The organism is bacterium (assembly GCA_013360195.1).
Lineage (GTDB): Bacteria > Electryoneota > RPQS01 > RPQS01 > RPQS01 > JABWCQ01.
On sequence record JABWCQ010000011.1, the window covers coordinates 66,947 to 92,813 of the forward strand.

Here is a 25,867-nt window from a genome sequence, read left to right on the forward strand (position 1 = left end):
CTTCTCTCTCTAATCCTCATTCAAGTCCGTCCCGGTCTGTCTTGCCCTGAAAATGCTGCGGCGCGGGGCAGATTTGTGCCCCGCGCCGCGCTGTACGCTTACTTAATCAACACCATCTTCTTTACCGTCTGGAAACTCGGAGTCTCGAGCCGGTAGAAGTATGTACCCGAAGACAACTCTGATGCGTCGAAACGCACCTGATACGTGCCCGCATGCATCACTTCGTCCACCAAAGTCGAAACCAGCTGGCCAAGTGTGTTGAATACTCCAATCCTAACTGCCTCCGTCGCTGGAAGAGTGAATCGGAACTCCGTTGTCGGGTTAAACGGATTCGGAAAATTCTGCGTCAGCATGTATTCCCGCGGCATCGGAGCCGGAAGTTCACGAACACTCACCGTGTAGTCGTTCACCCAGTTGCCCCAGATGTTCTGCAGAGGCTCTTTACCCGATGAACGCCAGTCCACCCACACCGCCGACACGCCGCCATGATAGTCATGCGCAAGTGCCGGCTGATTCTGGTTCTGATACTCCACGTTGATCGCACCGCCCAGCGGCGTCTCGCCGCTCGACTGATCCCACCACGGCTCGGCAATATTGCTCTGCTCGTCAAGATGCAAACCGTAGATATCCGAATAAGGATTCGTGCGGCCGTCTTCCCAAACCATGTACAGCCCGTCACTCCACTCAACCAGCAATTGCTGATCGCTCTGGTCGCTGTTCGCGCCGCAAATCCAGCGACCGGTCTGTTCCGGCCAGATCCGCGATCCGTCCGGATTCAACTTCTGTCCAAAGAGATCAAGATTCGCTCCATTACGGAAATCCTGCCACACCACGAACACTCTGCTCTGGCTGTCCACAGCCAGCCGCGGCAGCTTCTGGTCCTGCGCAAAAGTTACAATCAACCTGCCATTGTTCGTCCACTGCGCCTGTCCGGCTGCGTTCAATCGCTGGCCATAGATGTCCTTCGATTGAATCTCATCGCGGTCGTCCGTCCATACAAGATACACTCCGCCCTGGCCATCTGCGGCTATCTGAGGCTCCTGCTGATTGCGCGGCGCCGTCGAAACCGCCGTCTGCCACGCAACCGTGCCGTCTCCGCAGACTTTCGCTGCCCGAACGTCAAGCTGACCGAACTCGCCCGTCTGCCAAACCGCGACCACGCACCCGTTACCGTCGGCCACCGCAAACGGATTCGAATCATCCGAAGTTGCGTCGCTCGATAATAACGCCGGCTCGTTCCACATCGGCTCGCAGTCCGCGTTCATCCGCATCGCATAAACGTCAAGCTGGAAGTTCTGGTCAAAACCTGCCCAAACCACGTAGCAGCCGCCCGCTCCGTCAGGAACAACTTGTGCGTCCTTCTGGTCAACACCAGAGGCCGATACAATCGCACCCGCGCTGTCGCAAGCCAAATGTCCATTCTGTCCCACGCGCTGCAAACGAATCTGAATCAATCCGTCCGCCAGATTCTCGAACACACAGTAGAAACCGTTGTTGTCGTCCGTGCATACAAAAGGCTTGGCCTGACCGAACACGTCGCCCGCTACCGAAACCGGTGCGATCGGAGAGCCGTTCTCTGGAATATGCGGGAACGTGCGATCATATGTTGTGTCTAAAACCTGATAGTAAATCTGCTTGCCGTAGTTTACTCCACGGTTGTCTTCCCAAACAAATGCGACGTTGCCCCAGAACATTCTTACGTTCATCGGACTTGTCGCGTCGCCGTCCAAGCCGAAAATAATCTCCTGGTCACGTTCGACCACGCATGTTGCAAGATTGCACTGAGCAACGCGCACCGTGCGTGAACCGCGATAGAAGTCGGCGTAAATACAGAACACGTCGCTGCCGTCGCCGCTCATGCGCAATACCGCTTCCTGCTGCTGGTTGTTCCCTGTGTTCACCGCAACACCGCAGTCGCCGCACTGCTGCACGCCGCTCGCGTTCAAGTGCTGAATATATGTGTTGTATTGCGTAATGTCACCTGCATCGTGGCGAGTGTCATCCCAAACGTACATTCCGCCACCGGCTAAATCCGAAGTCAAACGGCTGTTGTCACGCGACTCGCCCGTGCCGCCCGGTCCTGCATTGCCGCACACCTTCACGCCGTTCGCCGTCCATAAATGGCTGCCCGCGGCATTCGTCTTCTGTGCAAACACTTCTTCCACCGAACCGTTCTCGCGCACGTCCTGCCAGCACGTCAGCACACCGTCCTGAGCGTCATTGTTGAAGCTCGGAGTGATACGCGCGCCGCGCTGATCATCGTTTGCATTGCAAACCACTATTCCATCTTCAGTCCACTGTGCGTCACCGGCTCCATTGAATCGCTGCATGTACAGGTTGTTCGATGTGCCGTCACGTTCATCCTGCCAAATAAAGTAGGCACCGCCCGTCGTGTAGTCCGGACACAGCTTCAAGCCCAACTGACGGCTCGTGAAATCACACACTGCGCGGCCGCCAACTCCGCCCCACGGCAGAGTGCCGCTGTTCGTTATTTTGGCCGCAAACACGTTGCCGCCGTCACGGTTGTCATTCCAACCGACGATCAAACCGCCCTGTCCGTCCGTGTCAGCCGTGATTCCTGTCTGCACACCGGATGCGTCCGTCACTGAAACGACGCTGCCCCAGCCGCGTTGTCCGTTTGACAAAATTCTCTGCGCGTAAATATCCGCCGCGTCGCCGCGACGTGTGTCTTCCCATGCCACAATTGCGCCGCCCGAACCGTCCGTTGCGCCGCGAAGCGTTGTTTCATTGGTCATTGAGGTCGTGTTCGTGTCCACGATCATCCCGTCCGGATGCCACAGCTTGGCGCCCGTGTAGTCGAGCTTCTGTGCAAACACGTCGCCCGTGCTGTCATAACGAAAGTCAATCCACGCAATGATGAAACCGCCGTCCGTTACGATCGGCTCTGGATCCTCTTGCCGGAACGGATAATTGATCACATGCACCGGCCAGCCCGGTGCCAGATCACCATCCGGCTCTATCAACTGTGCGAAAACATCACGGTCACCTGTTCGAGTGTCCGACCACGTCATCAACGTGTAACCGTTGGCATCCGTGTACGCGGCGCGTTGCCACTCGATGTGATGGCCTTGCCTTATCGGGCGTCCCGGGGGACCCCATTGGCGGGGATCGTCAGCGAACGATACACTCACGTTCCACAGCAGACCGACCGTGCATAGCAGCAGTGCGAAGTACCTCAATGAGGCGGTGCTGGGTCTCTTCATCTTGCCTGACTCCTCTAACTGATACAAAGGGGAATAAAAAACAATATCTTAAGTTTCTTCGAAAACATTCTTCCAGTCTGTGAAAATAAGCATTCCCCATCCGAGTTGCAAGTAACCTCATGGATTTTGAGAAATTACATCCTGTGTTTTCAATTACTTTGCATACTACGTTCACCGAAAGAGAGGCACTCCTACAAGCCGCTCTTTATTCGTCTTACAACCTTCATCATCCTTCGGTTCAATTGGGGCACGGCATCTCTTGAAATCTGAAGTCTTTTTCAAGATTTCTATTCTGTCACCCCGAACATAGCAAAAGATCACTTCATGCCTGCAAATACTCTTTCATCCCGCAACTTAGTCACGAGCAACTGGCACCGGCGAATGCACGATTTCCTGTAAAGACTTCCGGCTCCAAGAGCCTCTCTATTTCTTCAAATTCCAATGTCATGCCTCTTTAGACCTTCTTTTTTGACTAACCTTATCTAAATCATACACTTCCTAAGTTCAATATTTGAGTTTTTTCTCTTGACCGTACGTTCAATTCTTCGTATATTAGTAGAGTCATTAAGATTGAACTTGTTTGACTTTGTAAATTATAGCACACGATACTGTTCACTTTCCGCGTTTTCGCGATGCTCCCGTATCGTACGTTTCCACCTTTTTACACTGTATCACATTACCAGAAGTCCCTGCATCAGAAAAACGTTAGCATCGGAACGCAGGTGGAGATTCAGCCGTGAAACATGTAAATTGTGGCAAACTATGGGAGCTCCTATGATGAAAACCCTCGTCCTCACACTGCTTTGCCTTGCAGCTTTCGCTCGCGCAGATGAAACCGTTCTGCGCTCGCTCGAGACCACGGCCTCACCCCTCCAATGCTGGCGCGCGCTCTGTGAAGATTGGATATACAAGCAGTGGATGCCCGTTCAATCCGTCACCTTCGGTGGTGCACCTGAAACCCCGTGGCGGGTAACTTTTAAGGACGGTTCTTTTGAAGAGGGAATCCTCAAAGTCCTTGAACCCGGCCGAGTCCTCGAATACACCTATCACGGTGAATATGAAATCGAGACCGTGCACCTTGATTTCATCCCGACTGAGACCGGCACAACCATTAAGCTCGTTCATACGATTCCCGGTCGTGATGGCCGCACACTTAAGTCTGCGATGAATGCCGGTGACCGCTGGGAAGCACGCTTCACGTTCCTGCGAACCTACCTCGATTCGCGGCCAAATTCTTATTTGGTTAAGCCCTACGGCGACGGCCGATATCCCGCCGTTCTGCTGCTTCACGACCGATTCGGATTAAACAACACCGTCCGCGCACTGGCCGACTCTCTGGCCAATCGAGGCTACGTTGTGCTTGCAATGGACATGTTCAAAGGTGATCGCACCAGTGATGTCGCGCAGGCCCGTCAGTTTCTGCAACTGGTAAATGAGTCCGACGCGTTGCGTGCAGTCGGCTCGGCTTGGCAAGCATTGCTGGCCGACTCCTCCGTGAATCGCAGCCGTATCGGTGTTGCCGGGCTTGGATGGGGTGGAGAAATGACCATGCGCGTTCTCGCTGCCGATCCGTCCTTCAGAGCGGGCGTTGCGTGGTATCCGTCCACTGCACCTGCGGACACTATTCTGACTCGCATTGCCGCGCCGCTTATGATTATACACGCGGCTCCAGCTATGGACAAACCAACATCGCAAGCCGAGGCAATGTCACAAGTTCTCGTGCAGCAGGGCGTTCGCGCTGAAACGGTGCTTATCAAGGGTGACGTAGGTTTTGCCGAACCTGCAAATGGTGCCGCCTACAGTGCATCCGCATCCACAGATGCCTTCAGAACTACCATGGGCTTTCTCGACAGACGGCTCAAACTTTGACCGGCGACTCTGCTCTGAAAATTCAAAAAGGCAGACCGGTTGGTCTGCCTTTGCATTCTACAAATGATTGCCTTCACTTCAACAGCAGCAGTTTCGTCACGGCGAGCGTCTCGGTTGCCCGACTCAAAACCGCAAAGTAAACTCCGCTCGGAAGCCAATTCGCATTTACGCTAACTTGCGTCTGACCGCTCAGATAACCGTCATACAAAACCGTGCTCTCCCGCCCCATTACATCAAACAGCTTTACCTCATACTCCCCCGCGCGCGCAACAGTTATCACCAAAGTTGTCACCGCGTTGAAGGGAGTTGGATATGCGGATAATGTACACGATTCCGGTCGGAAAGGCGAGGGAGAGTCAAATGACACCGAATTTGAATCGGCAGTCGTATCATGAGGTAACAGAGACCATGGAGCAAACAACACGTTGTCACCAACTTCTGCGCCCTGCCCGTTCGGATTCCGATCAAAATGATAAGGACCCGTCGCGTCTCCCCACCAGTTGTTGCGAGCGTCAATACGCGATTCCTCGTTCTCAACGTGCTTGACGCCCGGAAGGGAATGGACGAAGTCATTCCCTCGCAAGAATATCGTGTCAACGCCCGTGTCGCAGGAAACATAGACCTGAGGTCTGTTACCCAAAAGTGTTGGGCGGAATCTGTTGTGAAGTACCTCACAACCTGCTTGAAGCAGAAAACCCGTCGCGTCGCCGGCAATTCGTCTCGTTGAGTCCACGATTGTGCTGTCGATTCGAGCCAGGAATCCGTTGCCTCCCGCCGCGCAGTGAACGCGTAGCATTTCCCCTCCGCCAAGATCGCTGCTGCCCGAACCGCAGTCAATAAACCTGTTGCCGCTTAGTTCTATGGCGCAGGCATTCTCCTTAAGTTGACCAAAACATGTGTCAACAACTTCCACCACACTGCCGCCAACGCTCAATCCGCTGAACAAGCAATCCCGTACTTCTGAATTGCACCGAGGACGGATGGTTAATGCGCTGCCATCCAGCGAATCGGAGGCAAAAAACTCGCACCGAAGCACCGACAAGCTGTCGCCCAATCCTGTCAGCAGACTACCTCTTGCACTCGACATCACTCGACAATCTTCCAGCCTGCCACCACCACGCACCCACAGTACTATATTCCCGGTCAGACATTCAAAATCCGTGTCAAACGCATACAACCTGCCTTGTATGTGGGTGCTCACGCATCTCTCGAAGCAGCCGACAAAGTTGCATTCGTTAAGGACAGTTCGCCGAAGCCCGCGTATGCCTACAAACGTGGAATCAAAGGTGCAGTCAGTAAAAGTAGCGCTTACAACATTTGAGCTCCCTTGTACTCCCCCGGTACGGGAATCCTGTCGATTTTCACGCATTGGCGACCTGTTCCGGAATACCATGTTGCGTATCTCAATTGTACCCCCAGTCAGCACCAGACAACCCAGCGTGTCTGATCCGGGCAAATCTGTTGGGTCAATCACCGCCCGCTCATTTTCAATGGAATCTTGGCCGATTTCACCAACAATCATAAGATTTCGCGCGGGTACTGTTACTGACTCAACGAATACCCCCGGCGAAACTATCACAGTGTCGCCACTTGCCGATGCACTAAGTGCGCCTTGTATCGTTGCGAAATCGCCTGGCACTCGCAAGATTTCTGCCGCTGCGCTCTTGAAAATGGCCATTAATATAAGGATCAAAATTGTCAACATTCTAAGGACACGTCGTTACATTTCTGGAAATCCAGCCTGTTGCAATACAGGCAGACTTGCAATCAGTAGTACATTCTGCTTCCTCGCAAGGGCGTTTGCAGACATACAGCCGATACGTTATGTTCGCATTCAATGTCACATCGGTGTCCAGCGTACAGAACTGCACAGTGCAACCGGATTCATACGAGTTAACGATTACGCCGGTGGATTCAATAACGACAAGCACGCATGCTGAACATAGGCCGCAGTCGACGCATCCTGCTCCTGATACTTTAGCGCCCAGCTTGTATGTTCCAGTACATGGAGGAGTAAACGTCGCAGTACTTGAGCAGCCTGTTGTAGAGACACTGCAGTCATCATACGTTCCAGAACAAGTTGCGTCTGTGGTCCCGATACAATAGTTGCACTGCGCAGAAACTTGCGCACTCCCCAAACACAAAAAAACCGCGAGGATCGTCGTCGCGGCAAGGGTAGAAGGTGCTTTTCTCATAGCTTGACTCCTTCGGTGTTGTGTTCCGGCACACTGGTTGGTGCTCTGGTTGGTGCACCAAACTTAATTTACAACTGCAAATCAGTTTTGTCAAGCCTTTTTTCGAGAAATCAAGAGTATTGTCTAACTGCTTGAAAATAAAGAAAGAGCCTCGCGGGGCGAGGCTCGAAGATTCAATTATTTGTCCGTGCGTTTCATACCTAAATTTGCGCGCATGAAATCGTACATTGCGTGATAGGCTTTCAGTTTGTTTTCACGTTTGCGTAATCCGTGTCCTTCATCTTCGAAGATGAGATACTCGACTTGTTTGCCGTTCTTGCGCGCCGCTTCAACGATCTGTTCCGACTCCGCAACTTTCACGCGCGGATCATTTCTTCCCTGCACAATCAACAACGGTCTGACAATGCGATCGGCGAAGAACACCGGTGACTGGCTGTACATGCGCGCACTGTCTTCGGGAATGCTCGGATTGCCTATCTCGCGGTAGAAGTACTCTTTGTAGGGCTCCCAATAGGGCGGTATGGATTCCAATAGCGTGAATAGATTCGACGGCCCAACCCAATCCATTCCAAGCGCGAATTCTTCCGGAGTAAACGTCATTGCCGCGAGTACCATGTATCCGCCATAGGATCCGCCCCAGATCACCGTCTTAGAGGTATCCGCTTCGGGATAATTATCAGCAATGAAATGCTTCAGGTACACCACATCCTGCAACGGATCTTCACCCCACTTCTTATCGTCGGCAAGATAGTAAGACTTGCCGTATCCTGTCGAACCGCGCACGTTCGGTGCGGCAACGATGTATCCGCGGCTCACAAGAAATTGAATCCACGGAGAATAGCCGGCCTTCTGCTGCGCCATCGGCCCGCCGTGCACTTCTATCACCACAGGCGACTTTCGTCCCCATGACAACTTCGCCGGACGGTAGACCCACGCGGGAATCTCAGTGCCGTCAAAGGACTCGTATCGCACCAGTTCCGACCGTACCAGCATGTCCGGTTTCAATTCGCTTGAGTCGAACAGGTTAGTCAGCTTGATGAGTTCAAACGTCTCAAGATCGTATATATACTGGTCACCGGGAATGTGATCCGCCATAACGTAGATTCGCAAGTAACGCTCTGAGCGTGAAAAACCGACCGGAATCACCTCTGCGTTCGGCAGCGGCGGCAATTGCAGCTCATCCCCGGTCTGAACGTTGCGGATTTCGACACGCGACACGCCGTCTTCATTGACGCGGATGTAGAAGTATTTGTTGTTGTAACTGAACCCCGCGCTGACGACGTCCCATTCATCTTCGTACTCGACAGCCCATTCCTGTGACTCCGTGTCGTAGGTCATCAGCCGCATAAACTCGGACTCGTAATCGGTCAGAATATAAAGCTGGCGACCGTCCGGAGAGAAGTCGGCAAATTCGTAGTTGGCTTCGCCGTTCTCCTGCGATGTCAGCGGCGACATCATGCCCGAATTTACGTCAAAGGCATAAAGGTTGGACGCTGTCGTGCTGATGAACTCCGAGAGAATGAGTGTTGATTCGTCATGCGAAATGCCGACAACGGAGAAGGTTGTGTTGTTTTCGAACACGCGCTGGCTTTTCATTGTCACCACATTCAGCCGATAGGTGTCCATGAAGCGCGGATGCCGTTCATTTGAATTATAATAGAGCGAGTATCCGTCGTGCGACCAGCCAAGAATGTCACAGCGAGACTTCTCCGGTGTCACTGCATGGGAGACACCTGTGCCTATTTCAAACATATAGAGTCTGAAATTCTCATCGCCGCCGGTATCCATTGAATAAAAAATTCTGTCCATGTTCACCGGACACCATAAGACGGAGTAGATGGCGTCTTCGGTTTGCAGAAGCGGTTTCCACTCGCCGCCGCGGACCGGCATTGTGTAAGGTTGTGAATGCCCGAACTTGTCGGACACAAACACGAACTGCGTTTCATCCGGGCAAAACGAAAGACTGCTTACACGGTATGTCTTGAAAAACTCCTCGAGCGGCAATTCGGCCGCTGATTTGGCGAAAACAGGTTCCATAATTAGCACGAGCGCCGCAAAGGCGCTCCAGAAAAATCTTAGCATCTCTTCTTTCTCACGTATCTGACACCAACCGTTCATCCAAGCGAAGGTTCCGGCACGCGGACGTCGGGATCATCCGCACGGTACTGTTCCCACAACGGCAGCCACTCGGAACGCAGCAGCCCCGTCTCAATCACATCCCAATATCTTCCCGCGCGGAAATAGTGCTCGCGCCGACGACCTTCCTCGCGATAGCCGCACTTCTCGTTGTAGCGCAGGCTTGCCCTGTTAAACTCGTACGCGTGTGTGTAGAGTTTGTGCAAATTGAGCATGCAAAATGCGTGGTAACACATCAGCATTTTCGCGTCCACACCATAGCCCTTGCCTCGATTTTCCGGAGAGCCGAAGAACGCGCCGGACGTGGCGTTGCGATGGATCCAATTGATTTCATGCAGTCCCATCAGCCCGATCAGCGTGCCGTCGTGTTTGCAGACTGAAAACATCTGCGTGTCGTCTGAAGTACAGAACTTTTCAATCCGCGCCCGGGAATCCTGTTCTCGGTTCGGTTTGACGATCAGCAAATTCAAATATATTTCCGGATCATTCAGCCAATCCGCAATGATCGGAACATCCTCGTCAATGATCGCGCGCAACTGCACGAGCTTTCCGCGCAGGAAAGGAGTATGGATTCGTGACACCGTGTTTTACCGTGTTATTCGTAGCGCAGCGCTTCAATCGGATCAAGCCGTGAAGCTTTGACAGCGGGCCACATGCCAAAGCCGACACCGACGAAGGTGCAGAAAATTGTCGCCAGAAAGACCGCCCACACCGGCACAGGGGCGGGGAAATTCAAGTTGTTGTTAATGAAAATTGCGATGCCGTATCCAAGTGCGATACCAATTGCGCCGCCGACCAGCGACAGCGTCGTCGCTTCAATCAGAAATTGCCGCAGAATCGAACCGCGCGTGCCGCCCAATGCTTTTCGAACGCCGATTTCACGCGTGCGCTCTGTCACTGACACCAGCATGATATTCATGATTCCAATCCCCGCGACGAGCAGCGAAATTCCGCAAATTCCGAATGCCGCCACACCAATCCATGACGTCTGCTCGGTGAACTGTTTCTGCATCAAATCCGGTGTCCACATGCCGAAGTTGTTCTCTTCGCCGGGACGCAATCCGCGAATGACGCGCATGGCCTCGACAACTTCCGACTGCGCCTTGCGAAAGGCTTTCGGGTCCCATGCCTGTACCGTCAGGTTAACCGACTTTTCGCCGTATATGCGCTCAAAGGTCGAAAACGGAATCCAGTTTTCTCTGTCCTGAGACTCGCCGAACATTTCGCCGCGCTCCTCGAACACCCCGACGACTTCAAACTTTTGTCCGTCCACGCGAACGAACTGACCTATCGGATCGGATCCGGCAAACAAAGTTTTATAAGCGTCGAAACCAAGCACGATGACCCGACGCGCGGAGTTGATATCCTGCTGGGTTATCGGCCGTCCCATCACGGTGTAGCGGGAGTTGTTTGTGCCATACTCGACTGAACCACCGGCAACCTGCTGGTCTGCGTTTGTTTCCAGGCCACCGCGAGTAATACGCAAGCCGAAGGTCCAAGCTTCGACGCCCACAGCGCGCACAGAGGGACAGCGCTGTCTAATCTCATTGGCATATGAAGCCTCAATCTTTGGCCGCCATTTACGCCGGCGCGGTCCAAACTGAATGCCGCCTTCACTGTCGTAGCGCTGCACTTGAAAAACGTTGGCTCCCAGGGAGTTCAACATCGCGTCATCAATCTTATACTTGATCCCGCCAAGGACGGTCATCATCGAGATAATTGTCGCAACACCGATGACAACGCCTACGAGCGTAAGAAATGCGCGCATCTTGTGCGCCCGCATAGCTTCAAGAGCCATGCGGAACGATTCCCAATATGACGAAAGTTGTCTGAATAGTTTCTTGCCCATGTGCTACTCCGCGCGCAAAGCCTCTATCGGAGAAAGCTGCGCGGCTTTGAGGCTCGGGTAGAGCCCGAAGAATATTCCGACCACGGCGGAAAAGACGACACCCACAAGCACAATCCACAATGGCATGTAGGTCGGCAAGAAGCTGTTGATTGCCTGCGAGACGACGGCAGCAAGCGCAACTCCGGCAATACCCCCAATTGCGCATATCACGGCTGACTCGATAAGAAACTGCCACGCGATGTTCCAGCGTTTCGCACCGAGTGCCTTGCGCAGCCCGATTTCGGCCGTTCGTTCCGTGACGGACACCAGCATGATATTCATAATACCGATGCCGCCGACAATCAGCGAGATAAAACCAATAATGATTCCGCCTGCATACACACCGGCCGTCATGGCGTTAAACTGTTCGAGTATGGCGGACTGTGTGTTCAATCCGAAATCGTTAGCTTCCCAGGGCTCAAGATGACGGAGCCTGCGCATGATTCCCGTAATTTCCCACTGAAGTTCTTCAATACGATCCTCACCGTGTCCTTTTGCCACAATTGTCAAGCCGTCAAAATTGCGCCCGGCGAATCGCTTCTGAAACACGCCGTATGGAATCACGCAGAAGTTGTCCCAGCTCTGACCAAACACCTTGCCGTATTTCGTCGTGACCCCGATTACTTCAAAGTTCCATGCGCCGATCTTCAGTTCCTTGCCAATTGGAGACTGGTCGGGGAAAAGCTGACGGGCGATGTCCGGGCCGATCACGGTAACGTTGGCGTTGCGCCTGACTTCCTGAGCGGTGAAAATCCTGCCCTCGGCAAGTTCCTTGGGGTTCGTCAGGAAAAATTCTTCGGAGACGCCCTGAACGTTAACGCGCGAAAGCTGTGCGCCGCGATAGGAGACGGTCATGTGCTGGTCGAAGAACGGTGAAATTGCTTCGATTTCACGCGACTCCTTGCGCAACTCGTCGATGTATTCCAGCTCCATGTCCCGCCGCTTCAGCATGTCGCGCCAATCGTTGCTCTGCCAATCCCAACGGGAAATGAACACTGTTTCGGCGCCAAGGAAGTCCAACTGACTCTTGAGGGCCTTATTCAGACCCATCACGATCACGACCATCATGATAACCGTCATAACGCCAATGACAATTCCGAGTGTCGTAAGACCCGCGCGCAATTTATTCGCGCGGAGAGCTCCAAAGGCTATCCTCAGACCGTTGATGACGTCGGTTAAAAATCGCATGAGACCGTGCTCCGGTCAGGCCGCGCGGCTGACGATTTGGTCGGACTCGATGAGACCGTCGCGCAGTCTCACAATCCGGCGCGCATGACGGGCGATATCCTCTTCGTGCGTGACGAGAATGATCGTGTTGCCGTTCTCGTAAATCTTCTCGAACAGCTGCATGATTTCATCACCAGTTTTCGAGTCGAGGTTTCCGGTGGGTTCGTCGGCAAGAATTATGGAGGGATTGGTGACAAGCGCGCGTGCAATGGCCACTCGCTGCCGCTGGCCGCCCGACATTTCATTCGGTTTGTGCTTCATTCTGTCGCCCAGACCTACGGCCTCCAGCGCCTCCTTCGCGCGCCGGCGCCGTTCCGAGGGGGATTCACCTGCATAGACGAGAGGGAGTTCCACGTTTTGCAGCGCCGACGCGCGAGGGAGGAGGTTGAAGGTCTGGAAAACAAATCCAATGCGGCGATTGCGAATCTCGGCAAGCTGCCGGTCGGAAAGGTGTGCCACGCGCTCGCCGGCAAGGATGTACTCGCCGGACGTCGGTGTATCAAGGCAGCCGATCAGGTTCATCAACGTAGATTTGCCGGAACCGGACGGACCCATGATGGCCACGTAGTCGTTCTCTCGGATGTTCACGTTGACTCCGCGCAGTGCTTCGACTTTTATAGTGCCCAGGTCGTACACCTTGCGCAGGTCCTGAATGTCAATTATCGAGCGGCGTTCAGCCATATAACTAGACCGTAAAATGCTTGATTGGTTGCGGGACGCGGGCGATTAGCCCTGCTCTTTCTCGTCTTTTTTGTCCTTCTTCTCTTCGAGCGCGACTTTGTCCTGGTCCTTCATGTCGCGGGCAAGACTGCGATACGGACCCGTGATTATCGAGTCGCCGTCGGATATACCGGACAACACTTCGATAAACCTGTCCGCGGCAACTCCGGTCTTGACGGGCGTCCACGTGGCAACTCCGTTAACAAAGCGGAAGACTCCTGTCTCAAGTTCATCCGATGCGGCAATCTTCGTTGTATCTATCGTTCCCGCACGAACCTGCTCCGCCATCTGACGGGAAGAGAGCTCCTCTTTTTCGCGCGTGAGCGTTACCGCCTCGCCTTCCCCCTTTTTGCGCACGGCAACGGATTGAATCGGCACTGCCAGAGCGTTATTCCGATAGTCCGTTTCGATGTCCACAGTTGAGGACATGCCGGGGCGAATACCGGGAACTTGATCAATCAGCACGACGCTGACCTCAAAATTCGTGGCCGAAACCTCCGCACCGAAATCACCGGAGCCGGTGATATTGCTGGCCGATTGGGCAATTTCGCGCACCAGCCCGCGAAAGGTCGTATCCGGAAATGCGTCAATCTCGATGCGGGCGGTGTCATTCATAGACACGTTGACGATGTCATTCTCGTCCACATTAGCTTTTACTTCCATGACGCTCAAGTCGGCAACTATCAGAATCACGTCTTCCTGAAACTGGGAGCCAAGCGTCAGCTCGCCAACTTCCTTATTAAGAACAGAAATCGTTCCCGACATCGGAGCATTCAGTCGCGTTTTGCTCAGATTCTCCCGTGATTGACGCTCGTTCGCCTGAGCACGCTCAAGGTCCGCTTCGGCAAGCTGAGCGGCCGCAAGCATGGCGTCAAGGTCCGCCTGCGAAGACATCCCGCGAGACACAAGCTCGGACACTCGCTTATAGTCAGCGTCGGCCTTCAGCTTGCTCGCCTGCGCGGATTTCAGCGCTGACTTGGCGGCATCAAGCGCTGAGATATAGGTTTCAGGGTCGAGTTCAACGAGAAAGTCTCCTTGCTGAACAACATCGCCTTCCTTGACGGCAAGCTTGATGATGCGGCCGGGAATTTCGGCGGAGACCTTGACCTGAGTAACCGGCTCTATCTTACCTTCTGCCGATACAGTGGCAACAAGCTGCCGGTACGCGGACGTCTCGACCGTTACCTGTGTCGCGGGCTTTTCCTTGTTCTTGTTCTGCTGATAGGCAGCGACGCCACCGACAACCACCAAGACTGCGATGACGATCCAGAGAATTTTCTTAGATTTTCTTGACATGTTTTAACCAATTACTCATCAAGTTCAAGTGTGCGGCCAGCTTTGCTGGACGCATTTCCGGCCACCCCGGCGGCCTTGTTATGTAGGAGAGACCTACCCTGCGAAATGTTGCATAGTAGCTTCACCGGGTGGTCCCAAGCTTGCACATACTCTGCGAGTTAAGTGGAAAAGCATGAAAAAAGGAGCCATCGCATGACCCCTGCCAAGCCCACGCCTGGCGCTGAACTCGTGGAACCGTTGCGCCAATTCTTAGAGTCTTTCACGCAAGAGCTTACAGAACAACAGTTTATACCTGCGTTTCGAGGTGAACTGGGCAAGCTCGCGGAGGGTCTCGATAATATACAGCAGTCCGGCGAAACCTTGCAACAGATTGCGAAGGGCGTCGAAAGACTGCGGGAAGTGTTTGCCCCGGCGGGCACCCGAATGCTTGAAGGGGTCAAGGATATCGAGGAGCAACTCAAGTCCGGTGGTGAACAAATGCGCGCCCGAGCCGAAGAGGTGCTCGGACAACTCGCCGCAACACATCGCGAACTTGATCAAGCACTGCGGGCTGAAGCGGGACTGCTGGGAGAGCAGACTTCCACCAGCCGCGACGCCTTAACGCGCATTTCCGGGGAGATTGACGAACAGTTGCGCAGTTTCTCCTCCAAGCTCGACAACTTGTGTCGCAAGGCCGAACAGGAAATCCATCAGCTCAGTCAGCTCTCCGCCCGCGCTATCGAGCAGCAGGCGACGTCAGTCGCCGCAACATCCGAGACCGTTCAAATGCCGGCGACGGCATTCCCCAACCCTGCCGAACTATCGGAGTTGATGAGCCGCACTGAGTCCACGGTATCCGAAGAACTGGCGCGGCACTCACAGCAGTTGAGGGAACTGCTTTCCAACAACACACGCGATCACAATGAACGGCTGGCACGCATTGACAAGACCATTGACGACGCTCTCCGTGCCGTTGCACCCAAAGTGCAGTCTGAGCTTGACAGCGCGCTGCAGCGGCTGCGTGATCAAATGGATGCGATGGTCAGAGTTGAGCGAGAGGTCATTCAGCAGCAGCAGGAGCATAATGCGCGGCAACAGGAAGAGAACGCGCAGCCGGCGCCTGCTCCGGTCATTGATTCGTCCGCGTTTGTCTCAGCGTTGGGCGGTATCGAGAACCGTGTGCTGCGCGAGTTCGACGAATTGCGCAAAGCCAGTGTCAATGAGCTGAATGAAATCCAGAAAAGTCTGGCGGACTTCGCTCTCGATCTTGCGGACATCACTGAAAAACAAACTGAGCGTGTTCAAAACGAACAGCAGTCGGTCAAAGAGCTGCTCGTCCGGCTCGAGCGATTGAGTAAAGAACGCTCGACGACGCTTGCATACATCACCAAGCAGGTCGGTGAAAACAGACAACAGTTCGATCAGCTCGTCACGCAGAGCGCGCAGACCACAAATCAGGTCGTGCAGCACTTCAATACGTCGCTCGAACAGATAAATTCACAGAGCCAGCAGCTGCATCAGCTTGCCGACAATGCCGACGCGTGGTTCAACAAGCTGACATCGCTTCTCAATCACACGGAAGAGCAAATCGGACGGCTGCTTGATCAACAGAACAACGAGTCGCGTCTGGTGCGTGAACGCATTGACGCCGGAGTCGCGGATCTCCGGGGACGTTACGACGGGCGGTTTGATCAACTTGTGCAGCGCAGCGAAGAGATCGCAGGAAGATTGGGAAGCGATTTTCAGGGACATCTCGAATCTCTGAAACATGAGGTTGAGAACCGATTGCACCAGATGAGCGAAGCTTTGAACGCGGATTTGCAGCGGTACGAGACTGTGATCCGTGAACAGAGCAAGCAGCAGGAAGCGTCGGCTCATGATCTCGCCAGCGAGGTATCCCGTGCGGCGAATCTGATTGACGAGAAACTCTCGGGCTTCGAATCAAAACGTGAGGAGAATGAACGATTCACGCGCGCCATCGAAGGTCACGTCAAAGTCGTCGCAACCGAAGTCAGTGCGCTGCGTTCCAAACAGCAGGAGCAACTGGAGGTCCTGAAGGAGGCGATTCGCGCCAATTATGACGATAATGCCGCCCGACTGAAAGAGGTCATTGACGGCGCGTACGACCAATTCCTTGAACAGATTCGCACAGTTCCGCAGGCGCTCGAACGCTACTCGAAATTCGTCGAGACAATGCACCAGAGTAACCAGCTCGCTTTGCAGGGCATCTCCGGTGACACGACGAATCTCCTGACTATCGCGCAGGACATCAAGAGTGAGACGGAGACACAGAAGAAGTTCTTCCCGCTGCTGAATAAAATGATGGAAAAGCACTCGCAGGTTCTTGAAGCAGTGCGCCGTTCGCAGTCGGATCATGATAAGAATTTCGCCCACGCGGCGAAGTTTGACAAGGATTTCCACGAAGAATTCGGAAAGACACTGGCCGATTTGAAAGGCGAACTGCGCCGCGTTGAAGGAGCGGAGCAGTCCAAGCTTGCCGAACTGACACAGATGCACATGTCGACCTACTCGGAGCTCGAGAATCTGCAGCGCAATGACTTGCCTGCCTTCAGGCGAGAGGTCATACAGCTCATTCAGTCCAAATTTGAGTTCATCGAAAATACTCAGGCCGAACGGCAGACCGCCATGCGTGCCGAGATGGCGGCGAGACTTGACGCACAGGAAACCGCTGCGCAAAAGCATTTCAAACAGCTTGTCTGGCTTGTGGCAGGTGCCGCGCTGCTGCAAATCGCTCTGCAAACCAATCTACTGGCCTTAATCGGCTTCTAAGCGGAGCGACCCAATGCCTGAACGATTTCAGAAATCCGCCTCCGATGCCGTCGCGTTCATGTCCGGTATTCTCGGCTTGTCCGAGCATGACAGCAGCCGAATCGCGTCACCGCAGATGCTCGAAATGCTCACCCTCTGTCGTGAAACCGGATTGCGATTGCCGACTCTCGAAGTTTTCAGCAAAGTGTGCGACAATGGTCTTGCTGTAACCCTGCTCGGCGGCGACGCGGAGTTGGCGAAGAACTTAGCGCGCTGCGTCGGACTTACAGCCGATTTGCAGGACATTCCGGAAACACCGCTCATCTGGTGGATTGAATCCGCACGCTCCACCCGGACCGTCGTCGAGTTCGGCGCCACCGAACGCGAGTTATCAGAGACAGCTCTCAACGCCCTGTTATCCACCGCATTGCCTCCCGACCGCGTCACCGTCGTACGGCGGAAAGTCGAATCAGATTCGGAGTGGCGATTCGCGTGGCTCCCGGATATCGACTCGCTTGTCAATCATGCCGCATGGCCGGCCGTCTTGGAAACCTTCATCGGCGCGCAGGTGATGATTGCGATTCGTGATGAACTCCCCGCAGCATTTCAATCCTGGTTCTCACGTCCCGGAATGATTGCCCGACAATACTCGGCTACGGAGATTGTGCGCGACGACGTGAGACCGGTTCTCTTCAGCGAATTGTGCGCCATGCGCGAGCAGTCCTTCGCAGAACGGGAGGCGATGATCGCCGCAACATGGAGCTATCTGATTCCAAAGTTAGTGGACCAGCTTGACGCCCTGCGGCAACAGAATACGATTGAAATTGACCGTCAGAACATGAAGCTGCAGTTGACGCGACAGACTCTGGGGGAGTACCGCCGCAACTGGAGCAACGGTATCCGAAACCTGCTTGACGACTTCTTCAACAAGAAGAACTCCGGCACCGCCATGTCCGCCTTGATTGATCCGAGGCAGCCCGGCCCGCAGCCGGGCACATATCTGCAAGCTTTGGCACTTCCTTCGCTGTGGAAGCAATTGTCGGAGCTCATGAATGAACGACTTGGCGAGTTTGTGCAGGGACTCGGCGCGCTGGCAATTCGCGTGGAATTGCGCAGCATCTCGCTGAAGGATTTTGACATGAAGTGGAATCCCTCCTCAATCGCGCAATCCCTCGAAGAAGAGCTGCTGTCGCGGCGGGTTTTCAGTGAAGGGGGAGGCGCGCGCGCGGGAATCGTCGGAGCCTTGATCGGAAAAAGTGAAGAGATTGCGGGACTGCGCCGCGGTCAAATCGTGCGCGCGAACAAGACAGTGCAGCAGCAAATCGAACAGGATTTTCTCGAATGGGCGGACAGGTTGTTTCACTCCATCGAACAGCGGGTGCGCGTCCAAATCGCGGCATCTCAGGCCAATCAGGGCTTGCCTGATATTGAAACACTGCGCACAAGCCTCACCGGAATCGATCGTCTGACCGCTATGCTGGAAGGAAACCGCGAAGGCGCCCGCGAAGAACCGGTTCGCCGAGTCGCGCAATTGCTCCGGTCGTGGAGTCAAAGACGGTGGATTAGACGATATCTGCCGGCTGCATAGTCCTCCGATTTTCCTTATTTCCTGAACGGCTCGCCTGATTGGCGGGCCGTTTTACTTGTCTCCGCCTTGCTTTTCCGCTTGTTTTTTGCCTAATTTCAAGATTACATGCGTAATCTGACCCGACATATCGCACGGACAGCCGCTCTTGCCGCACTGCTGCATGTGTTTTCAGCACATGCTCAGTTCACTCTTCAAGAATATGAGTCCTGGCAAAGATATACCGGCTGGCCAATTCGAGTGGTCGAATTCCCCGGTGTTGACGCTTTCGCCCGTGCGGACGTGCTGGAAGTTATGGCGACGGAAAAGCCGACGTGGCTCCGCCGCTACTTGCCTCTGGGGTCTCGCACAACGTTCTATGCGGAAGACTTCGCCGCCGATCTGATTCGAGTGCGGAATTTCTATGCACGGGAAGGATTTCCCAATGCCATCGTGACTGGAAAGGTCATTCCGCGCGAAGACAAGGAAGATTTAAGGCTGGTCGTGCAAATCGATGAGGGGAATCCGCTGATTCTCAGACAGTGGAGCCTCCGCCAAACCGAGGGCTCAAATGCCGGTGTGGACTCCGCCAGATGGTCGGAGCGGTTGCCCATCCGCATTGGCAAGCGGTTATCCCAAACAGATCTTCAACTTGCCGCCGACACGCTGCGCTACAAATTGCGATTGATTGGCCATGCGCGTGCCGAAGTGAGTTTTGACACCCTGAATGTCATGAATGACTCGGTCGATGTCGTGTTTCTGCTCGACAGCGGGCCGTTCTGCCGCTTCGGTCAAACTCGAATCACCGGACTGAAGCAAGTTTCTGAGGAAACGGCGCGACGGGAAATCGCATATAAGGAGTATGCGCCCTACACTCCGCTGCTGCTCGATGAAACGCGGAAGCGGCTGTTGCGGCTTGAAACGTTTCGGATGGTGCGCGCCGACGTGGACTTGAAACAGGAATCAGATACCCTCGACGTCCTCATCCGCACGGAAGAGGGGAATCGCTATATCGTTCGAACCGGTGCGGGATATGACACCGAAGAAGGCGTGCATATTTCCGGCGAACTGAGTGATTTGAATTTTTTCGGCAGAGCTCGCCGATTCACTCTGGAAACCGGCGTCTCCAATCTCATCAGTGATCCGCAGCGGCTGGACACAGCCGGGCTGTTCAACGACACAAAAGAGATCGACCGCAAGGTCGGCTTCACACTTTTTTGGCCGCACACGCCGCTTGACGCCACCGATATCACCATCGCGCCGTCATGGGAGTACGAGTACAACGTCGGAACCATTGTCACCACTACTTCTGCGAATACAAGCGTCTCATCATCACCTTTGCCAAAGGTCGCCGTTTCTCTCTCCAACGAATTCGGACGGCAGGATGTGCGGATTGATTCAGTGGACAGCGAAGGACGTGTCAGCACCATCTCCATCGAGAGTTTCGCCTTCGGATGGGACACGCGCGACAATCCGCTCGTTCCCCGGCGCGGACAGGTTGTAAGTCTATCGCTCGCGGAGTCAGGGCTGTTGTGGAAGCTTGATGACCGCTGGTGGCGGGCAACAGTCGGAGGAAGACTCCTCATCCCGGCCAATCGATTTACGGTGTTTGCCATGCGCAGCGAAGTGGGATTTATGGGAACTCTTCACGAATCCACGCAAACTCCCGTTCAGGAGCGCTTCAGGCTCGGCGGTGTTTCAAACATTCGCGGCTGGGGAAGAAACCTCATCGGGCCGCGTGCCGCTGAAGACGACAAGCTTGTGCTCGGCGGCAATCATTCGCTGTTCGGGACTCTCGAAGTGCAGCGTGAAGTCTGGGGTCCAATGGCGATGATTCTGTTCGCGGACGCCGGCAACGTGTGGCCGGAAGCCAAGAACGCGCGGTTGGACGACTTGTATACCGCTGCAGGACTTGGACTGCGCTTTCTCACACTCATCGGGCCGATACGTGCCGACTTCGGCTATCAATTGCGCCAAAATGAGTTTGGCGAGCGGCCGTGGGCTATTCATATTCTCCTGGGGTCGGCATTCTAATGTGGAAAGTGCTGGCAAGACTTCTACTATGGCCGCTAACGCTGGTCGGTGCGCTGCTTGCAGGTGCGTTTTTTTTAATTCAGCAGGAACCGGTACAGCAAGCCGTGGCGAAAAGAGCCTTGAAGATTCTGAACCGCAAGATCGCCGGCAGCATAGACGTGAAACACGTTTCGCTGAAGCTGCACGGCGCCGTTAACGTTGACGGTTTCGTGCTTCGTGATGCGGACGGAGATACAATTGCGACTGCTCGCCGCATCGATGCGTGGTTAGCTCCTTGGGATATTTTGCGCGGACGAGTGCATGTGTTGAAAGCCGATATCGAAGGTTTGAATGCGGTTTTTGCCATGGACTCTTCGGGAAACAACTTCGCCGGTGCGTTTGCGACAATTCCATCACAGCCTGCGGACAGCATGAAGTCGCCGCTCTGGGTACGGCTTGACAGACTTCACATGGATCTCGATTCCTTGTACGTTCAAGTTGACACGTCCTTTACGAAGTCATTCATTGAACATGCGGTTGAGGCGGACGTTCTGTTGACGGATTCTGTCATAACGTATGCACTCGAAATTGTAAAGGAAACAGATTTCCGCTTGTCGAGCGAAGGAGTTGTCCGCGTGAATTCGGACTCGCTGTTCGCCGGCGAAGTGCATTTTGACGGCTCTTCTGCGTACGTGCGGGACAATTGGGCTCCCGACCTGCCTGATCTTGGCCGCATTGAACTGTCAGCAAAGGCGGATGTTTTCACGCGAGATCTTGTGTCCCTCTTCAAGATCGAGCTCTCTAAAGTCGGTTCGCTCGGCGGTGACATCGAAATTGATGACTTTGCCGGAAGGCCGCGTGTTTCTCTCGGCGCAACCTTCACAAACATTGATCTCTCAGCATGGATTGGCGATTCGGTCGCACATCAATTCAACGGTCGAGTCGCTGTGGTCAAGAGCGAGTCGCAATCATGGCTGTACGATTGGACCGGCCGCGTCGAGTTGGACAGTTCCTTCTATGACAGTATCGGGATTGACGCAGAACTCGAAACCGAACTCTTCGCCAACAGTGCCGCACTTGCCGGAGAGATTCGCACGAACGCCGGACAATTTGATGTGCGGCTGTTCTGCGAGGGGCTGAGTCCTGATTCGCTATCGCTTTATGGCCGCGCGGTTTTGTCAAATGCGAAGGTGCATGAGCTTGTTGCGGCCGTTCCTGATTCTCTGTCTCCGCTTTCCGGAACCGCAGAGTTTTCACTTACACGAGTTGTGCCCGATGAGCTTGAACTTGACGCCGTACTCGCACTCGGCCCGCTCTCTCTTGGACGATACAAACTTGACAGTCTTGCGTTGCATGCCGCGGTGCACGGCACTGAGTTTACACTCGACTCTACGCGTCTGCGTCTCGGCTCTGCTCATGCTTTGCTCGCGGCGCGCGGTGATTATACCAAGAGCATCACAACGGAAGTTTCGGCTGAAATCCCTGCAGTAGAGGAGTTTCGAGATTTGCTTCGACCCTACCTGCCACAAGTTGATTCGCTCGCAGGCGGTCTCTCTGTCTCGGGAAGCGGAGAACTCTCCATTGCTGATGACTCGTTGTCAAATATTGTCGTTCGCGGTCAACTATCCAGCGAAAAACTCGTGCTTGGCAACACAACCACGCATAATTTGCTGGTTGACTGCACTATTTTCGATTTGAACGGCGAGACAATCGCAGCCGGGATTACTTGCGATTCCGTGCTGGCTGCCGGAGAAACAATAACTCCGTTTGAATTTAAGCTCAAAGGAAACTGGCTTTCTCCGGAATTTGCCTGTTCGTTTGCCGCCCGTGCGGATACTCTGCAAGTATCTGCAAATGGCAGCGCGAACTTTACCACTGAACCGTATTCCGTTGACCTTGACGAACTCGAATTGAATCTCTTCAATACGGTGTGGACAAACGATTTTCCGGTGGCTGTATCCTTTGACAGTCTGCATTATGAAATCGAAGCTCTCATTCTGCGTTCTGACTATGGTGTGCTGCGTGCGACCGGTTATCTCGAGATTCCGGGAGAACAGGATCTTGTGATTGAATTTTCGGGCTTTCGAACAGGCGCGCTCTCTCCAATACTGCGCACAGAGATTCCTGACGGACGGCTAAACGTCCGACTGCAAGTTTCCGGACGCGACACTGCCGTCATCGGTCGTGTGGAGCTTGTCATCGACAGTGTTACCTACAAGAGCGCACATCTTGCCGATGAAATTCGCTTGAACGCGGACCTCGGTGCTGACGGTACTCTCGATGCGCGGCTGCTCTATCAATGGTATGGGGATACAGCCGCGATTGCTGCAGCGTCTCTTCCAGCCTCGTTTTCCATGGAGAACGGATTGCGCATTCCCGAAGGTGAAGAGCTCGCAGGCACATTGCAAATTGATTCACTCCCCTTGCAGAGATTCGCTCCATGGATGTCAGCAGGGACACTGCTTGATGGCTTTCTGTCCGCAAATCTTATACTCAAGGGAAGCGCTCTTGAGCCGGATTGGGACGGCGAAGTTCATCTGGATGACGGGTTCTATCGTGACACCCGTTTCGGTATCGCGTACAAGTGGATTGTGCTTGATGCGGATTTGCGCCGCGATTCGCTGCTCATCAATTCCCTTCGCGCGACGAGCCGCGGCACGATGACAGGTTCCGGCTTTGCCCGCCTTGGCGTACCGTGGCCTGAAGAGCTTGACATGGAACTCAAGTTCGACAGGTTCGAAGCCGTCTCTTCCCGCATTCAAAAGGCAAGACTCGACGGTGATCTGGCGCTCAACGGTCCGTTTGACTCGCTGCATGCCGCTGGACGACTGACCGTTCAGGAAGGCCTTTACCGGCTTACGCAGTCGGCTACCAAAACCATTGAGCCCGTGAATATGGACAGCGTTCTGGCCGTTCTGCGCGGAGACTCTCTTGAGGAAGGATTCAATACCGATGCGCTCTACCAATCCATGTCGCTTGACCTGAACGTTGAAATTCCCGGCAATTTCTGGATCCGCGGCGCTGGACTGAATACCGAGCTTTTCGGCGAACTGCGACTCGAAAAGGATCACTTTCAGGACGCCACCGCGAATGGTGAAATCGCCGTGCGCAACGGTACCGTTAACTTTTACGGTCAGGAGCTGCGTATCACCGATAATTCCTCCTTCCGCTTTGACGGACCGGTGGACTCGCCGGAACTGAATGTTTCTGCGGTTTATACCGGTGTCGAGCGTGAACGCGGGTATGAAGTAACCGTTAAGCTGACCGGCACGCCCGATAAGTCACTTGCGGAGTTCAGCGGCAAATTCGACGACGGGACAGTCATGTCTGAGGATGAGGCAATTCAGAGATTGCTTCCTTTTGCCAATGTCGGGGACGGCAGCGGATTTGATGCCGAGCAATCCGTTGTCGATGCCGCGAGCGGCCAGGTTTCCGATATCGTCTCCAAGGCAAGCGGGCTCGATGTCTTCGAATTCCGTCCCGGACCCGGCGGCCTGAGTGATTTGTCCTCGGGACAGCTTGAGCTCGGCACCTATGTCACAGACCGGCTGTTCATCCGGGTTTTTCAACCCATTGAAGACCCCCGCGCAGGACAGAAAGTGTCCATTGATTATCGACTGCTCGACTGGATGAAGCTTACAGCCGAGCAGGAATCGCGCTCACAAGCGACCACGAGCAGTTCGTTCACCGTCTATCTTCAGTTCGAGTGGCGCTGATGCACAAGTTCATTATTCTCCTATTGTGTCTCCCTCTCACTCTGCTCTCCGCTCAGCGGGTGCAGGTGTCTGAGATTGTGTTCATCGGCAATCAGATTACACAACAGTGGGTGATTGAAAGAGAGTTGCGCTTCGATGTCGAGGACAGCGTGTCCGCCGATGACCTTGAAAAGGCCCGGCTGCGATTGCTTTCGCTCGGAATTTTTAACAATGCGCGCGTGGACTTCGATGATGAAGGAGTCGTCACGGTGCAGGTCTCTGAGCAATTCCGCTATATCCCTGTGCTCGGGACCGATGCTGTCGAAGGGTCCTTCAATGACGCACTGAAGGAGCCGTCAAAGCTCATGGACATCGTGGTTTTCACGGCCGGCGTGGCCGACATCAATCATCGCGGAAGCGGCGCCATGGCCGGTGTGCTCGGGGAGTTCGGAGCACGTTCAGGTATCAGTGTCGAGTATCGCACACGGTGGCTTTCCGCCCGCTATCCGGTCGCGTTGAATTTCGGCGTGCGTTCAATGCGTATCTCCGACCGACATGCCTCCGTGCTGGGATTCTCGCGCAGAATGCGTAATGACCGCGCCTTCATTGATATCGCCACACGAAGGGGAGCACCTTCGCGCGTGGGGATGCTTCTCAAATATGATCATGTCGAAGAGTCCGAGGACTTTCCGGCCATGGGCAAGTCGTACGACGTCGGCTGGATTGCTCCGTATGTCATTCTCGATCGCCGTAATCTCGAATGGTTTCCCACGGACGGATTGTTTGCTCGCGGTGACCTTGACGCGGCATTTGGCAGCGAACTTTTCTTCCGGTCGCGCGCCGTGATTGCACGGTACCTGCCGTTCTCCGAATCCTACCGTGCAGTTACACTCGCAATGCGCGGCTACAGCGGCACGGCAAGTTCAAACACACCGCCGTGGGCGCGCTACTATTTCGGTTTTGCGGACAAGTTCCGGGGTTATTCCAGCGAACAAACGGAAGCCGCAACCTATCTTGCCGGTGAAATTGAACTGCGGTTTCCAATCACTCGTGAATTAACGTACGATGTTCCGCTGGCCGGGCGTTACGGTGACGATATCCCCTTCTGGCTTGGCGGCGCGGTATTCTTCGAGCGTGCACAAACCCAACTTGACGGCACCCGTAACGACCTTTACGCGTATGGAGCCGCTCTTCACATTCGCGTTCCCTATGTGCAGGTGCTCGAAGTCAGTGCCGCAGCCAACCGCGATGACGAAAAAGAATTCGTCTTTTCAACCGGAGTGAGGTTTTAG

General features: G+C 54.3%; 15 protein-coding genes. 6 read left to right on the plus strand and 9 right to left on the minus strand.

Annotation, left to right across the window (positions count from 1 at the left end):
- Window positions 1-98 precede the first annotated feature (98 nt).
- Window positions 99-3,224 carry a T9SS type A sorting domain-containing protein gene (locus tag HUU59_09330; GenBank protein NUO19635.1) on the minus strand — a complete coding sequence of 1,042 codons (3,126 nt, stop codon included), beginning with the start codon at window positions 3,222-3,224 and terminating at the stop codon, window positions 99-101.
- Between the two features lie 777 nt (window positions 3,225-4,001).
- On the opposite strand from HUU59_09330, the gene HUU59_09335 reads away from it, so the two are divergent.
- Entirely contained in the window at window positions 4,002-5,093 is a 1,092-nt protein-coding gene (locus HUU59_09335; protein NUO19636.1) for a dienelactone hydrolase family protein, read from the plus strand.
- 73 nt (window positions 5,094-5,166) lie between these two features.
- Here the strand turns inward: HUU59_09335 and HUU59_09340 are convergent, their stop codons facing one another.
- The 8 genes from HUU59_09340 to HUU59_09375 form a co-directional block, all read right to left on the minus strand.
- Window positions 5,167-6,771, minus strand: coding sequence for a T9SS type A sorting domain-containing protein (locus tag HUU59_09340; GenBank protein NUO19637.1), 1,605 nt, complete (start codon window positions 6,769-6,771; stop codon window positions 5,167-5,169).
- Window positions 6,772-6,799: 28 nt separating this feature from the next.
- A complete protein-coding gene (locus HUU59_09345; GenBank protein ID NUO19638.1) occupies window positions 6,800-7,288 on the minus strand; it encodes a hypothetical protein in 489 nt (162 codons plus the stop codon).
- A 177-nt stretch (window positions 7,289-7,465) separates the two neighbouring features.
- On the minus strand, window positions 7,466-9,406 hold the full coding sequence (locus tag HUU59_09350; protein NUO19639.1) for a S9 family peptidase: 1,941 nt from the start codon (window positions 9,404-9,406) through the stop codon (window positions 7,466-7,468).
- A complete protein-coding gene (locus HUU59_09355) occupies window positions 9,403-10,005 on the minus strand; it encodes a GNAT family N-acetyltransferase (protein NUO19640.1) in 603 nt (200 codons plus the stop codon). The genes HUU59_09350 and HUU59_09355 overlap by 4 nt, the downstream gene beginning before the upstream one ends.
- A gap of 14 nt (window positions 10,006-10,019) precedes the next feature.
- Window positions 10,020-11,273, minus strand: a complete 1,254-nt coding sequence (locus HUU59_09360; protein ID NUO19641.1) for an ABC transporter permease — start codon at window positions 11,271-11,273, stop codon at window positions 10,020-10,022.
- A 3-nt stretch (window positions 11,274-11,276) separates the two neighbouring features.
- On the minus strand, window positions 11,277-12,500 hold the full coding sequence (locus HUU59_09365; GenBank protein ID NUO19642.1) for an ABC transporter permease: 1,224 nt from the start codon (window positions 12,498-12,500) through the stop codon (window positions 11,277-11,279).
- A 15-nt stretch (window positions 12,501-12,515) separates the two neighbouring features.
- Window positions 12,516-13,202, minus strand: a complete 687-nt coding sequence (locus tag HUU59_09370; protein ID NUO19643.1) for an ABC transporter ATP-binding protein — start codon at window positions 13,200-13,202, stop codon at window positions 12,516-12,518.
- A 63-nt stretch (window positions 13,203-13,265) separates the two neighbouring features.
- Window positions 13,266-14,555 carry an efflux RND transporter periplasmic adaptor subunit gene (locus HUU59_09375; GenBank protein ID NUO19644.1) on the minus strand — a complete coding sequence of 430 codons (1,290 nt, stop codon included), beginning with the start codon at window positions 14,553-14,555 and terminating at the stop codon, window positions 13,266-13,268.
- A gap of 192 nt (window positions 14,556-14,747) precedes the next feature.
- Here HUU59_09375 and HUU59_09380 point away from each other — a divergent pair, with 192 nt between their 5' ends.
- From HUU59_09380 to HUU59_09400, 5 genes are all read left to right on the plus strand, one after another.
- The gene (locus tag HUU59_09380; GenBank protein NUO19645.1) at window positions 14,748-17,324 is read left to right on the plus strand and encodes a hypothetical protein; all 2,577 of its coding nucleotides are present in this window, start codon (window positions 14,748-14,750) and stop codon (window positions 17,322-17,324) included.
- 13 nt (window positions 17,325-17,337) lie between these two features.
- A complete protein-coding gene (locus tag HUU59_09385; protein NUO19646.1) occupies window positions 17,338-18,891 on the plus strand; it encodes a hypothetical protein in 1,554 nt (517 codons plus the stop codon).
- Between the two features lie 105 nt (window positions 18,892-18,996).
- Window positions 18,997-20,901 (plus strand): BamA/TamA family outer membrane protein, encoded by a 1,905-nt coding sequence (locus HUU59_09390; GenBank protein NUO19647.1) that lies wholly within the window; start codon window positions 18,997-18,999, stop codon window positions 20,899-20,901.
- Window positions 20,902-20,909: 8 nt separating this feature from the next.
- The gene (locus tag HUU59_09395) at window positions 20,910-24,596 is read left to right on the plus strand and encodes a translocation/assembly module TamB domain-containing protein (GenBank protein ID NUO19648.1); all 3,687 of its coding nucleotides are present in this window, start codon (window positions 20,910-20,912) and stop codon (window positions 24,594-24,596) included.
- Window positions 24,596-25,867 (plus strand): BamA/TamA family outer membrane protein, encoded by a 1,272-nt coding sequence (locus HUU59_09400; protein ID NUO19649.1) that lies wholly within the window; start codon window positions 24,596-24,598, stop codon window positions 25,865-25,867. Before HUU59_09395 ends, HUU59_09400 begins: the two co-directional genes overlap by 1 nt.

Excerpts from the sequence above, each read along its gene's own strand:
- HUU59_09330 (NUO19635.1), bottom strand. The coding sequence starts at position 3,224 with ATGAAGAGACCCAGCACCGCCTCATTGAGGTACTTCGCACTGCTGCTA.
- HUU59_09335 (NUO19636.1), top strand. The coding sequence starts at position 4,002 with ATGAAAACCCTCGTCCTCACACTGCTTTGCCTTGCAGCTTTCGCTCGC.
- HUU59_09340 (NUO19637.1), bottom strand. The coding sequence starts at position 6,771 with ATGGCCATTTTCAAGAGCGCAGCGGCAGAAATCTTGCGAGTGCCAGGC.
- HUU59_09345 (NUO19638.1), bottom strand. The coding sequence starts at position 7,288 with ATGAGAAAAGCACCTTCTACCCTTGCCGCGACGACGATCCTCGCGGTT.
- HUU59_09350 (NUO19639.1), bottom strand. The coding sequence starts at position 9,406 with ATGAACGGTTGGTGTCAGATACGTGAGAAAGAAGAGATGCTAAGATTT.
- HUU59_09360 (NUO19641.1), bottom strand. The coding sequence starts at position 11,273 with ATGGGCAAGAAACTATTCAGACAACTTTCGTCATATTGGGAATCGTTC.
- HUU59_09365 (NUO19642.1), bottom strand. The coding sequence starts at position 12,500 with ATGCGATTTTTAACCGACGTCATCAACGGTCTGAGGATAGCCTTTGGA.
- HUU59_09375 (NUO19644.1), bottom strand. The coding sequence starts at position 14,555 with ATGTCAAGAAAATCTAAGAAAATTCTCTGGATCGTCATCGCAGTCTTG.
- HUU59_09380 (NUO19645.1), top strand. The coding sequence starts at position 14,748 with ATGACCCCTGCCAAGCCCACGCCTGGCGCTGAACTCGTGGAACCGTTG.
- HUU59_09385 (NUO19646.1), top strand. The coding sequence starts at position 17,338 with ATGCCTGAACGATTTCAGAAATCCGCCTCCGATGCCGTCGCGTTCATG.
- HUU59_09390 (NUO19647.1), top strand. The coding sequence starts at position 18,997 with ATGCGTAATCTGACCCGACATATCGCACGGACAGCCGCTCTTGCCGCA.
- HUU59_09400 (NUO19649.1), top strand. The coding sequence starts at position 24,596 with ATGCACAAGTTCATTATTCTCCTATTGTGTCTCCCTCTCACTCTGCTC.